Below are 12,911 nucleotides of genomic sequence, written 5' to 3' on the forward strand. Positions count from 1 at the left end.
CCGCAGGCACGACTCACGAGGTCGTACCTCAATATTAAAAAATGACAACAAATCATGAGGCCAACATGCTTAAACACGCGGTCATTCCGTTTTTAGTCGGCGCAGGCTTGTTAGCCTCCGCACCTTTCGCATCCGCTGCGACTAACCTGGTGTTCTGCTCCGAAGGGAGCCCGGCCGGTTTTGATCCAGGCCAGTACACCACCGGAACCGACTTCGACGCCTCAGCCGAAACCATGTTCAACCGCCTGAGTCAGTTCGAGCGTGGCGGCACCGCCGTTATCCCGGGCCTGGCCACCAGCTGGGACATTTCCCCGGACGGCCTGACTTACACCTTCCACTTGCGTGAAGGCGTCAAGTTCCACACCACCCCGTATTTCAAGCCGACTCGTGAGTTCAACGCCGACGACGTGCTGTTCACCTTCAATCGCATGATTAACAAGGATGACCCGTTCCGTAAGGCGTACCCGACCGAATTCCCGTACTTCACCGACATGGGGATGGACACCAACATCACCAAGATCGATAAAGTCGACGACCACACCGTCAAGTTCACGCTGAAAGAAGTCGACGCCGCGTTCATCCAGAACATGGCCATGAGCTTCGCCTCGATCCAGTCCGCCGAGTACGCAGCCCAGCTGCTCAAGGAAGGCAAGGCTGCCGACATCAACCAGAAGCCGATCGGCACTGGTCCGTTCGTGTTCAAGAGCTACCAGAAAGACTCGAACATCCGCTACACCGGCAACAAGGATTACTGGAAGCCTGAGGACGTGAAGATCGACAACCTGATCTTCGCCATCACCACCGACCCGTCGGTACGTATCCAGAAACTGAAAAAGAACGAGTGCCAGGTCACCCTGTTCCCGCGTCCGGCGGATCTCGCGGCGCTGAAGGCCGACAAAACCCTGAAGATGCCTGACCAGGCCGGTTTCAACCTGGGCTACATCGCCTACAACGTGATGGACAAGGTCAAGGGCAGCAACGAAGCGAACCCGCTGGCTGACCTGCGCGTACGTCAGGCGCTGGACATGGCGGTGAACAAACCGCAGATCATCGATTCGGTTTACCAGGGCGCCGGCCAGCTGGCCGTCAACGCCATGCCACCGACCCAGTGGTCCTACGACACCACCATCAAGGACGCCAAGTACGATCCTGAGAAAGCCAAACAGCTGCTCAAGGAAGCTGGCGTCAAGGAAGGTACCGAGATCGTTCTGTGGGCGATGCCGGTGCAGCGTCCGTACAACCCGAACGCCAAGCTGATGGCTGAAATGCTCCAGTCCGACTGGAAGAAGATCGGCCTGAACGTGAAGATCACCAGCTACGAGTGGGGCGAGTACATCAAGCGTTCCAAAGGTGGCGAGAACCAGGCCATGATCATTGGCTGGAGCGGTGACAATGGTGATCCGGACAACTGGCTGAACGTGCTGTTCGGCTGCGACTCGCTCAGCGGCAACAACTTCTCCAAGTGGTGCGACAAGAAGTTCGACGGCCTCGTCAAGGAAGCCAAGCGCACGACCGACCAGGGCAAGCGCACCGAACTGTACAAACAGGCGCAACACGTCCTCAAAGATGCAGTCCCAATGACACCTATCGCTCACTCGACGGTGTATCAACCCATGCGCGCCAACGTGCAGGACTTCAAGATCAGCCCATTCGGCTTGAACTCCTTCTACGGCGTCAGCGTCAGCAATTAAGCCATTGCAAGGGCGACGTTCATGACGTCGCCCTTGCTTTAGCTGCCGGGAAGTCAGGAATTTGCCTACAGCCAATTCCGCTGCGGATGACTGCAGTGGCATAGGACGTGTCGACTTTTCCTACGAGTTTTCAGGCAATTACGCATTTACTGCCAGACCCACGGCCCCTACCGTCGGGTTCTGACCAGTTTCTGCGTGGGCCACCGGCTTGCTGTACGTACTGGATTGAGCTCAATGCCACCTCAGCGTCCCTGGACGGGACCGCGGTGCATTGAACAACACTACAAAAAAGAGGGAGCGTCATGCGCCATACCTTGGTTTTTTCCGCACTGCTGGGCGCCGGCCTGTTGGCCGCCACGTCCGCCAGTTACGCCGCCAGCAACAGCCTGGTGTTCTGCTCCGAAGGCAGCCCGGCGGGTTTTGATACCGCGCAATACACGACGGCCACCGATAACGATGCCGCCGAGCCGCTGTACAACCGCCTGGTCGAGTTTGAAAAAGGCGCGACCAACGTCGTACCGGGACTGGCAACCAAGTGGGATATTTCCGAGGATGGTCTCAAGTACACCTTTCACCTGCGTGAAGGTGTGAAATTTCATACAACGCCGTACTTCAAACCGACGCGCGATTTCAACGCCGACGACGTGCTGTTCACGTTTAACCGCATGCTCGATCCGCAACAGCCATTCCGTAAGGCTTATCCGACCGAATTCCCGTATTTCAACGGGATGAGCCTGAACAAGAACATTGCCAAGGTCGAAAAGACCGGGCCGCTGACCGTGGAATTCACGCTCAACAGCGTCGACGCCGCGTTCATCCAGAACATCGCCATGAGCTTCGCTGCCATCCTGTCCGCCGAATACGCCGACAAGCTGCTGGCCGAAGGCAAGCCGAGCGACATCAACCAGAAGCCGGTCGGCACCGGGCCGTTCGTGTTCAAGAGCTATCAGAAAGACTCGAATATCCGTTACACCGGTAACGAGCACTACTGGGATCCGAGCCGGGTCAAGCTGAAGAACCTGATCTTCGCGATCAACACCGACGCTTCGGTACGCGTGCAGAAGCTCAAGGCCGGCGAATGCCAGATCACCCTGCATCCACGCCCTGCCGATGTCGAAGCACTGAAGGTCGACCCGAAACTGCAGCTGATTTCCAAGCCGGGTTTCAACCTCGGCTACATCGCCTACAACGTGCGCCACAAGCCCTTCGACCAGCTCGAAGTACGTCAGGCGCTGGACATGGCGGTGAATAAACAGGGGATTCTCAACGCTGTTTATCAAGGCGCCGGGCAACTGGCGGTCAACGCCATGCCACCGACCCAGTGGTCCTACGACGACAGCATCAAGGACGCCGCCTACAACCCGGAAAAAGCCCGCGAGCTGCTCAAGGCTGCCGGCGTGAAAGAAGGCACCGAGATCACCCTGTGGGCGATGCCGGTACAGCGTCCATACAACCCGAACGCCAAACTGATGGCCGAAATGCTCCAGGCAGACTGGGCGAAAATCGGTCTGAAAGTGAAGATCGTCAGCTACGAATGGGGCGAGTACATCAAGCGCACCAAGAATGGCGAGCACGATATCAGCCTGATCGGCTGGACCGGCGACAACGGGGACCCGGACAACTGGCTGGGCACCCTGTACAGCTGCGACGCGATTGGCGGCAACAACTATTCCATGTGGTGCGATCCGGCGTACGACAAGCTGATCAAAGAGGCCAAGGTCGTCACCGATCGCGACCAGCGCACCACGCTCTACAAACAGGCGCAGCAGTTGCTCAAGCAGCAAGTGCCGATCACGCCTGTCGCCCACTCGACGGTCAACCAGCCGTTAAGCGCCCGGGTTGAAGGCTTCAAGGTCAGCCCCTTCGGTCGCAATGTGTTCTCGGGCGTCAGTATCGATTAACCCAACCGATTAGCCGCAACGCTGAGGGGACCGTCTATCCCCTCACGCAAGCGCTTTGCCGAAATTCGCCGATCCGGCCTTTTGCAAACGTTTGCGATGTGTGAAATGAGTTCTAAACCAATAACCGGCCCACCCAAAAAAGCCGGCATAAAAAGAAAGTAAAGGAGCTTCACCCATGAAACTGAGCAGCACCGCGATACTGGCCCTGGCCATCAGCAGCGTCACCGCTACGGCTTATGCGGAAACCCAAAGCCAGGCGTTCACCCCGGTGACCGTCAACACCAAGAGCGCCCAGGCTGAAGCGACCGGCTTCGTCGAAGGACAGTCGATTACCGGTACGACGCGTAACTGGTACGCCAATGAGCAATTGAAACGTGGTGCCAAGTTCAAGTACCAAAAAAACGGTACAACCGAACTTACTGATCGCCGGATCAACTGGGTACAAGGCACGATTCTCAAGTACAACTCGGGGTTCACCGAAGGTACTGTCGGCATCAGCACTGAAGTGGCGGTCTATAACGCTGTAGCTCTTGAGCGTGACCGCAAAAACCTCGCTGCAAACGTCGGTGGGGCGCCGATTCCTAACGTCGCCTCCGGTAACAACCGGACCCTGACCCGAGACGGTGGCGATGCGGAGGGACAGTGGAGCAAACTGGGTCTGGCCAACATCAAGGCGCGGGTTTCAAATACCACTCTGACCGCCGGCCGCCAAAACTTCAGCAGCCCGATGGTCGATGTGATCGGCAACCGCGCTCTTCCTTCGAGCTTCCAAGGTGTCAGCCTGCACAGCGAAGAGTTGGAAAACCTGACCTTCGACATCGCTACGTTCGACAAGAACTCGCCACGTATGGAAGAAAGCCAGCGCAAGTTCCGCTCCGAATATGCTGACACGCTCATTGAAATTGATCACGTCAACACCGCTGGTATTTCCTACCAGCCGTTTGCCAGTCTGAAAACCAGCCTGTGGGCAACTCAGGCTGAAGATATGTGGAAACAGTATTACTTCGGCGCCACCCACGAGCTGGGCGATAGCCAGATCCTCAGCCTGACCACCGGTTTGAACTACTACAAGACCGTCGATGAAGGCAAAAAGAAGCTGGGCGAAATCGACAACGATACCTACTCGCTGTCGCTGGGCCTGACTCACCAGGCCCATAGCCTGACCTTCTCGTACCAGGAAATTAACGGTAACGAATACTTCGACTATCTGCACGAAACCAACGGTATTTACCTGGCCAACTCCCTGCTCTCGGACTTCAACGGCCCGAACGAGAAATCCTTCCAGGTCGCTTACGGTCTGAACATGGCTGAATATGGCGTGCCAGGCCTGAAGTTCAACATCTACAGCGCTCGTGGTTGGGGCATCGACGGCACTCACTACAAAGGCGGCGCTTACGACAGCGTGCTGGCGATGGATGGCGAACACCACTACGAATACGGGATCGGTGCTGCATACGCCGTGCAAAGCGGGCCGCTCAAGGCTACCGCAATACGCGCAACCTACACCGCACACCGTGCCAGTGAAAACCAGCTGGATGGCAGCATCAACGAGTTCCGTCTCGTGACCACCATCCCGTTCAACATTCTGTAAAAAACGCCAACCGACGGCTGACTCATGACGAGTCGGCCGTTCGGTTTTTTGTCTTCAACCGATTGCAGAGGGTTATCGATGAAAATGCTTCCCCTACGTGCGGCCGTCGCTGCCGCGTTGTTGAGCGCCGCCATCGGCGTCTCGGCCAAACCCTTGGTGGTCTGCACCGAAGCCAGTCCGGAAGGCTTCGATATGGTCCAGTACACAACTGCAGTCACTGCCGATGCGGTGGCCGAAACGATCTTCAACCGCCTGGCCGACTTCAAGCCCGGCACCACCGAAGTGATTCCGGCACTGGCCGAATCCTGGGACATCAGTGAAGACGGCCTGACGTACACGTTCCACCTGCGCAAAGGCGTCAAGTTTCACACCACCGAATACTTCAAGCCGACCCGCGACATGAACGCCGACGACGTGGTCTGGAGCTTCCAGCGTCAGCTGGACCCGAATCACCCGTGGCACAAACTGTCGAGCGTGGGCTTCCCGTACTTTGAAAGCATGGGCTTCAAGGAACTGCTCAAAAGCGTAGAGAAAGTCGACGACAACACGGTCAAGTTCACCCTGACCCGCCGCGAAGCGCCGTTCCTGGCCGACATCGCCATGGCGTTCTCCTCGATCTACCCGGCCGAATACGCCGACCAGTTGCTCAAGTCCGGCAAGACCGGCGACCTCAACAACAAGCCAGTCGGCACCGGCCCGTTCATCTTCCAGCGTTATGCCAAGGATGCGCAGGTGCGCTTCAAGGCCAACCCGGACTACTTCCGTGGCAAGGCCCCGGCCGACGCGCTGATCCTGGCGATCGCCACCGACAACAACGTGCGCCTGCAGAAGCTCAAGGCCAACGAGTGCCAGATCGCGCTGTATCCGAAACCGGATGACATCCCGAGCATCAAGAAAGACAGCAACCTGAAAGTCGACGAGATGGACGCGATGACCGTCTCGTACATCGCCATGAACACCCAGCACAAATACATGAGCGACGTGCGCGTGCGTAAGGCCATCGACATCGCCTTCGACAAGGAAGCCTACGTCAACGCGCTGTTCGGCAAAGGCAACGCCAGCGTGGCGGTCAACCCGTACCCGCCGACGCTGCTGGGTTACAACCACGACCTGAAGAACCCGCCACGCGACCTGGACAAGGCGCGTGCCCTGCTCAAGGAAGCCGGGGTTCCGGAAGGCACCGTGTTTACCCTGTTTACCCGTAACGGCGGCGGCCCGACCAACCCGAATCCGATGCTCGGCGCGCAGATGATGCAGGCTGACCTGGCGAAAGTCGGAATCAAGATCGACATCCGCGTCATGGAATGGGGCGAAATGCTCAAACGCGCCAAGGCCGGCGAGCACGACATGGTGTCGGCCGGATGGGCGGGCGACAACGGCGACCCGGATAACTTCCTGACGCCTATGCTCAGTTGCGAAGCAGCCAAGAACGGCGAAAACTACGCGCGCTGGTGCAACGAGAAATTCCAGACCCTGCTCGACGAAGCACGGGCTAAAGTAGATCCGGCCGAACGCGCGAAGCTCTACGAACAGGCCCAGGTGCTGTTTAATCAGGACCAACCGTGGATCAGCATGGCCCACACCCGGATGTTTACCGCAATGCGCAACAACGTAGAGGGTTATCACATCAGCCCTCTCACAACCAATAACTTCGCCACTACCCAGGTGAAGTAGATAAGAAACTCCCGGCCTCCCTGACCCCAGGGGCGCCGGGCACGCCTAACCGGCTGATGAGGTACCACACAAGATGTTTAGTTTTATTGCCCGCCGACTGGGGTTGTTGATCCCCACGTTTTTCGGCATCACCTTGCTGACTTTCGCGTTGATTCGCATGATTCCGGGCGACCCCGTGGAAGTGATGATGGGCGAACGTCGGGTCGACCCCGAAATGCACGCTCAGGCAATGGAACGCCTAGGTCTGAACAAACCGTTGTATGCCCAGTACCTGGACTACATCGGCAAACTGGCCCACGGCGATCTCGGCGAATCCCTGCGTACGCGTGAGAGCGTATGGACCGAGTTCACCTCCCTTTTCCCGGCGACCCTGGAACTGTCCATGGCCGCCCTGCTGTTCGCCGGCATCCTCGGTCTTCTGGCCGGGGTGATTGCGGCACTCAAGCGAGGATCCCTGTTCGACCACGGGGTGATGGGCATCTCCCTGGCGGGGTATTCGATGCCGATCTTCTGGTGGGGCCTGATCCTGATCATGTTCTTCTCGGTGAGTCTGGGCTGGACCCCGGTGTCCGGGCGGATTGACCTGCTTTACGACATCGAGCCGCGCACCGGTTTCATGCTGATCGACACGCTGCTGGCCGATGACATGGGCGCATTCCTCGACGCCCTGCATCACCTGATCCTGCCGGCCATCGTGCTTGGCACCATTCCGCTGGCGGTGATCGCGCGGATGACCCGTTCGTCGATGCTCGAAGTGCTGCGTGAAGACTACATCCGTACCGCCAAGGCCAAAGGCCTGTCGCCCTCGCGCGTGGTGTTCGTGCACGGCCTGCGCAACGCGCTGATTCCGGTGCTGACCGTGGTCGGCCTGCAAGTCGGCACCCTGCTGGCCGGTGCAGTCCTGACCGAAACCATTTTCTCCTGGCCCGGCATCGGTAAATGGCTGATCGAAGCCATCGGCGCCCGGGACTACCCGGTTGTGCAAAACGGCATCCTGTTAATCGCCTGCCTGGTGATTCTGGTCAACTTCGTAGTGGACATCCTCTACGGCTTTGCCAACCCACGCATCCGTCATCAGCGCTGAGGTCCATACCATGAGCACTCCAACATCCTCAGTAGCCACTTCCGCCCCAAGCGCGGATCAAAGCCTGCTGTACCCGTCACCGTACAAAGAATTCTGGCAAGCCTTCTCCAAGAACAAGGGCGCGGTTGCCGGCCTGCTGTTCATGCTGCTGATCATCTTCTGCGCGATCTTCGCGCCGTGGGTCGCGCCGCATAACCCAAGCGAGCAATACCGTGACTTCCTGCTGACGCCACCGGCGTGGCTCGAAGGCGGGCAGATGCAATTCCTGCTCGGCACCGATGAACTGGGTCGCGACCTGCTGTCACGGCTGATTCAGGGTTCGCGCCTGTCGCTGCTGATCGGTCTGTCGTCGGTGGTGATGTCGCTGATCCCGGGGATCCTGCTGGGTCTGTTCGCCGGTTTCTTCCCGAAAATGATCGGCCCGACCATCATGCGTCTGATGGACATCATGCTGGCCCTGCCGTCCCTGCTGCTGGCTGTGGCGATCGTCGCCATCCTCGGCCCTGGCCTGATCAACACCGTGATCGCCATTGCTGTGGTATCGCTGCCGTCCTACGTGCGTCTGACCCGCGCCGCCGTGATGGGCGAACTGAACCGCGACTACGTGACCGCCGCACGCCTGGCCGGTGCCGGTCTGCCACGTCTGATGTTCATCACCGTGCTGCCGAACTGCATGGCGCCGCTGATCGTGCAGGCCACCCTGAGTTTCTCTTCGGCGATTCTCGATGCCGCCGCCCTGGGCTTCCTCGGCCTTGGCGTACAACCGCCAACCCCTGAGTGGGGCACCATGCTGGCCTCGGCCCGCGACTACATCGAACGCGCCTGGTGGGTCGTGAGTCTGCCTGGTTTGACCATTTTGCTCAGCGTGCTGGCAATCAACTTGATGGGCGACGGTCTGCGCGATGCGCTGGACCCGAAACTCAAGAACGCCGCCTGAGGAGATTCCCATGTCACTGCTAGAAATCAAGAATCTCAACGTTCGCTTCGGCGACAAAACCGCGACACCCGTTGTCGATGGCCTCGACCTGAAAGTCGACAAAGGCGAAGTCCTGGCAATCGTTGGCGAATCGGGTTCGGGTAAATCCGTAACCATGATGGCGCTGATGGGCCTGATCGAGCATCCCGGCATCGTCACCGCCGACTCGCTCAGCTTTGACGGCAAAGACATGCTCAAGCTGAGCAATCGTCAGCGTCGGCAAATCGTCGGCAAAGACCTGTCGATGGTGTTCCAGGACCCGATGACCGCGCTCAACCCGAGCTACACCGTCGGTTTCCAGATCGAAGAAGTGCTGCGTCTGCACCTGAAAATGTCCGGCAAGCAAGCGCGCAAACGCGCCATCGAACTGCTGGAAAAAGTCGAGATCCCGGGCGCCGCCAGCCGTATGGACGCCTACCCGCATCAACTGTCCGGCGGTATGAGCCAGCGTGTCGCGATCGCCATGGCGATTGCCGGCGAGCCGAAACTGCTGATCGCCGACGAACCGACCACGGCACTCGACGTAACGATTCAGGCACAGATCATGGATCTGCTGCTGGCGTTGCAGAAAGAACAGAACATGGGCCTGGTGCTGATCACTCACGACCTCGCGGTCGTGGCCGAAACCGCTCAGCGCGTCTGTGTGATGTACGCCGGCCAGGCTGTTGAAGTCGGTCAGGTGCCGCAACTGTTCGACATCCCGGCGCACCCTTACAGCGAAGCGTTGCTCAAGGCGATTCCGGAACACAGCCAGGGCGCCGAGCGTCTGGCGACACTGCCGGGCATCGTCCCGGGCCGTTATGACCGTCCGCAGGGCTGCCTGCTGTCGCCGCGCTGCCCGTACGTGCAGGACACCTGCCGCGCGCAACGTCCGACCCTTGATCCGAAAAGCAACAGCCTCGCGCGCTGCTTCTTCCCGCTGAACCAGGAGGTGGCGTAATGGCCGTCGTACTTACCGCCCGCGACCTGACCCGTCACTACGAAGTGTCCCGTGGCCTGTTCAAGGGGCACGCCACCGTACGCGCGCTCAACGGCGTGTCGTTCGAACTGGAAGCCGGCAAGACCCTCGCCGTGGTCGGCGAATCGGGCTGCGGCAAATCCACCCTCGCCCGTGCCCTGACCCTGATTGAAGAGCCGTCGTCCGGTTCGTTGAAAATCGCCGGCCAGGAAGTCGCCGGTGCCGACAAGGCTCAGCGCAAGCAACTGCGCAAAGACGTGCAGATGGTGTTCCAGAGCCCGTACGCGTCATTGAATCCTCGGCAGAAAGTCGGTGACCAACTCGGCGAGCCGCTGCTGATCAACACCAACCTGTCCGCCGCTGAACGCCGCGAAAAAGTCCAGGCGATGATGAAGCAGGTCGGCTTGCGTCCCGAGCACTACCAGCGCTATCCGCACATGTTCTCCGGCGGTCAGCGCCAGCGGATCGCTCTCGCCCGGGCGATGATGCTGCAACCGAAAGTGCTGGTGGCGGATGAGCCTACCTCGGCACTGGACGTGTCGATTCAGGCCCAGGTGCTGAACCTGTTCATGGATCTGCAGCAAGAGTTCAACACGGCGTACGTGTTCATTTCGCACAACCTGGCGGTGGTGCAACATGTGGCCGATGACGTGATGGTGATGTACCTCGGTCGCCCGGTGGAAATGGGCCCGAAAGACGCTATCTACGAACGTCCCCTGCACCCATACACCCAGGCGTTGCTGTCGGCGACCCCGACCATTCACCCGGACCCGAACAAGCCGAAAATCAAGATCGTCGGCGAATTGCCCAACCCGCTGAACCCGCCACCGGGCTGCGCGTTCCACAAGCGCTGCCCGTACGCGACCGAGCGTTGCAGCACTGAAGAGCCGTTGTTGCGTGAATTGGATAATCGCCAGGTGGCCTGCCACTACGCCGAGCAATTCCTCGACGGCGCCGCCTGATTAACGGCGGACGAAAGTGTGGGAGCGGGCTTGCTCGCGAATGCGGTGTGACAGTCACTGATAATGGTGACTGACACACCGCTTTCGGGAGCAAGCCACCTCCCACAGGGAACTTGAGTTGTCGCTAAAGCGTTAACCAAACCCCTTCTCCCCCGATTGCGCATCAGTCGGGGAAGAAGGGGTTTTCTTTTATTTGCGATTTACGTCTGGCTGTCGCCTTCGTCGTCCGGATCATCAGAGTCCGGTTCATCAGTAGTCGAGTCATCGTCATCGGCGCTGCCACCCTGCCCCTGATCACCTGGCTCTGATTCGGACTTGGCGAGCATCAGGCCGCTGTGTCCAACCTGGCCGTTAAAGGCCTGGGAATCGTGATCCTCGCACTCCGCCCAGGCCGTCGCGGTGCCGAGGGACAGCATGACCATCACTTTCAATAGCAATAAAAACCGTAGCAACCTGCTTTTCATAGCTGACTCCATCCACTTTCAGGTGAGACATGGGTGCCTGACTGGCGCTGTGTGAAATCTAGTTCCGATCCGTCGGGTTCACCAGATAGGACGCTAACGAGCAGACAGAAATGCCCTCCACAGACAGACAGGTTTCGAATAACACCTATCGCGTAATCAGCTAAGCGGGCGGGTCGCTTGCCACGTCAAGGGAATTGACATCAACACCAGTACGGCGCTACCCAGCCAGACGCTATGGCCACCGAAATTGCCGTACAACTGACCGCTGAGCACCGGCGACAACAGCGCACTGGCGCTCCAGCTCATAAAGAACAGACCAAAGTACTGGCCGCTTTTGCCGCGCTGGGCAAATTGCATCGCCAGCACATTCAGCGGCGGCATGAACAACGCCTCGCCCAAGGTCCAGATCACCGTCGACAGGCAGACGAACGCCAGCCCGGATCCGAATGGCAACATGCCCAATCCGCCGGCCAGCAACAAACTCCCTGCGAGCATTTGCCGCCGCGTGCCCCAACGCTCGCCGCAGTGTGACAAGGGAATCTGCAAGGCGATCACCAGCAACGCATTGAGCCCGAACTGCCAGCCGATCGCCTCGGTGCTCAAGTGGTAGTAATCACGCAGATAATTGCCCAGCGTGCTGTAGACCGTGTCGAATGCAATGCCAGGCACGGCCGTCGCCGCGAGCAACCACAGGAACGCTTTATCGTAAAACGGCGCAACGGTTCCACCGGCGCCGTTTGTAGAGGGGGCGTCATTGATCAGTACCGGCCGACGCCACGTAGTGCGAACAAACCACAGCAAGGCCAACAGCGTCATCGCCGCGCTGCCGAAAAACACCCAGCGGAAATCCGTCTGCGCCAACACCCCGCCCGCCACACCCGCGGCGGCCATGCCAAGGTTACGCGCCACCCGGCTCAAGGCCTGCGCGCGCAAGCGTTGAGCGACTTCGCAGTACTCCATGATCAGGCGCTGGTGCAGGGTGCGAATGGCCCCATCGATCGTCCCGCTGAGCAACAGCAATGCCGCCAGCAACGGCACTTGCGAGACCAGCCCCAGCAGGATCAACACCCACACCGAAACAAAGAACAGCGTCGCCGTCAGCCGCGCCGTGCGCACATGATCACTGAGCAGCCCACCGAGCATCGAACCGACCAACAACCCGGCACCATAGGCCGACAGCAACCAGCCGACGGTTTCAATCGCCAGCCCCAGCTCCTGGCGCAGATACAGCGCCATGAACAACTTGACCATGCTGCTCAGACGATTGATGAACAGCAACGCCGCAAGCACCCAGGCCATCAGACTGAAATAGCCATTGGGGCGCAGCAGATGGATGAGGTTGCGCGTCATTCCATTGACCTCTCAAAGCGACCGGCATGACCTGGAACACTAACGTCCAGCGCGCCGGTTGTCGCGATCAAGAACCTTGAGATCTCAAAATACGGATTCGTCCTACAGTCCCTGCAAGGAGCTTCCTTCAGTCGCTCAATTGGATTAGAAAAAATGGTCGGCTGTCAGGTCGCCATCGCCAGCAGGCTGGCTCCCACAGGTTGAGACCGGTGTATTCAGGTAGAGATTGGTCGGCTGTCAGGCCGCCTTCGCGAGCAAGC

General features: G+C 59.1%; 10 protein-coding genes. 8 read left to right on the plus strand and 2 right to left on the minus strand.

Annotation, left to right across the window (positions count from 1 at the left end; genetic code table 11):
• The first annotated feature begins 65 nt into the window (after window positions 1-65).
• The 8 genes from CRO59_RS26910 to CRO59_RS26945 all read left to right on the plus strand — a co-directional run bounded on the left by CRO59_RS26910 (window position 66) and on the right by CRO59_RS26945 (window position 10,837).
• Entirely contained in the window at window positions 66-1,691 is a 1,626-nt protein-coding gene (locus tag CRO59_RS26910) for an ABC transporter substrate-binding protein (protein WP_097090379.1), read from the plus strand.
• Between the two features lie 302 nt (window positions 1,692-1,993).
• Window positions 1,994-3,592: an ABC transporter substrate-binding protein gene (locus CRO59_RS26915; protein WP_027610815.1), complete on the plus strand. Its 1,599-nt coding sequence runs from the start codon at window positions 1,994-1,996 to the stop codon at window positions 3,590-3,592.
• A 175-nt stretch (window positions 3,593-3,767) separates the two neighbouring features.
• On the plus strand, window positions 3,768-5,183 hold the full coding sequence (locus CRO59_RS26920) for an OprD family porin (protein WP_027610814.1): 1,416 nt from the start codon (window positions 3,768-3,770) through the stop codon (window positions 5,181-5,183).
• A 78-nt stretch (window positions 5,184-5,261) separates the two neighbouring features.
• Window positions 5,262-6,857, plus strand: coding sequence for an ABC transporter substrate-binding protein (locus CRO59_RS26925; protein ID WP_097090378.1), 1,596 nt, complete (start codon window positions 5,262-5,264; stop codon window positions 6,855-6,857).
• Window positions 6,858-6,930: 73 nt separating this feature from the next.
• Window positions 6,931-7,941, plus strand: coding sequence for an ABC transporter permease subunit (locus CRO59_RS26930; RefSeq protein ID WP_007953665.1), 1,011 nt, complete (start codon window positions 6,931-6,933; stop codon window positions 7,939-7,941).
• 10 nt (window positions 7,942-7,951) lie between these two features.
• Window positions 7,952-8,878, plus strand: coding sequence for an ABC transporter permease subunit (locus CRO59_RS26935; RefSeq protein WP_027610812.1), 927 nt, complete (start codon window positions 7,952-7,954; stop codon window positions 8,876-8,878).
• Window positions 8,879-8,888: 10 nt separating this feature from the next.
• Entirely contained in the window at window positions 8,889-9,857 is a 969-nt protein-coding gene (locus CRO59_RS26940; protein ID WP_097090377.1) for an ABC transporter ATP-binding protein, read from the plus strand.
• Window positions 9,857-10,837 (plus strand): peptide ABC transporter ATP-binding protein, encoded by a 981-nt coding sequence (locus tag CRO59_RS26945; RefSeq protein WP_027610810.1) that lies wholly within the window; start codon window positions 9,857-9,859, stop codon window positions 10,835-10,837. The genes CRO59_RS26940 and CRO59_RS26945 overlap by 1 nt, the downstream gene beginning before the upstream one ends.
• A 200-nt stretch (window positions 10,838-11,037) precedes the next feature.
• Here CRO59_RS26945 and CRO59_RS26950 read toward each other — a convergent pair whose 3' ends face one another.
• Window positions 11,038-11,301, minus strand: a complete 264-nt coding sequence (locus CRO59_RS26950; protein WP_027610809.1) for a hypothetical protein — start codon at window positions 11,299-11,301, stop codon at window positions 11,038-11,040.
• Between the two features lie 156 nt (window positions 11,302-11,457).
• Entirely contained in the window at window positions 11,458-12,651 is a 1,194-nt protein-coding gene (locus CRO59_RS26955; RefSeq protein WP_097090376.1) for an MFS transporter, read from the minus strand.
• Window positions 12,652-12,911 lie beyond the last annotated feature (260 nt).

It is taken from the genome of Pseudomonas sp. LAMO17WK12:I5, from assembly GCF_900215165.1.
Taxonomy (GTDB): Bacteria; Pseudomonadota; Gammaproteobacteria; order Pseudomonadales; family Pseudomonadaceae; genus Aquipseudomonas; species Aquipseudomonas putida_A.

Coding starts and splice junctions, on each gene's coding strand:
- CRO59_RS26910 (WP_097090379.1), top strand. CDS start 66: ATGCTTAAACACGCGGTCATTCCGTTTTTAGTCGGCGCAGGCTTGTTA.
- CRO59_RS26915 (WP_027610815.1), top strand. CDS start 1,994: ATGCGCCATACCTTGGTTTTTTCCGCACTGCTGGGCGCCGGCCTGTTG.
- CRO59_RS26920 (WP_027610814.1), top strand. CDS start 3,768: ATGAAACTGAGCAGCACCGCGATACTGGCCCTGGCCATCAGCAGCGTC.
- CRO59_RS26925 (WP_097090378.1), top strand. CDS start 5,262: ATGAAAATGCTTCCCCTACGTGCGGCCGTCGCTGCCGCGTTGTTGAGC.
- CRO59_RS26930 (WP_007953665.1), top strand. CDS start 6,931: ATGTTTAGTTTTATTGCCCGCCGACTGGGGTTGTTGATCCCCACGTTT.
- CRO59_RS26935 (WP_027610812.1), top strand. CDS start 7,952: ATGAGCACTCCAACATCCTCAGTAGCCACTTCCGCCCCAAGCGCGGAT.
- CRO59_RS26940 (WP_097090377.1), top strand. CDS start 8,889: ATGTCACTGCTAGAAATCAAGAATCTCAACGTTCGCTTCGGCGACAAA.
- CRO59_RS26945 (WP_027610810.1), top strand. CDS start 9,857: ATGGCCGTCGTACTTACCGCCCGCGACCTGACCCGTCACTACGAAGTG.
- CRO59_RS26950 (WP_027610809.1), bottom strand. CDS start 11,301: ATGAAAAGCAGGTTGCTACGGTTTTTATTGCTATTGAAAGTGATGGTC.
- CRO59_RS26955 (WP_097090376.1), bottom strand. CDS start 12,651: ATGACGCGCAACCTCATCCATCTGCTGCGCCCCAATGGCTATTTCAGT.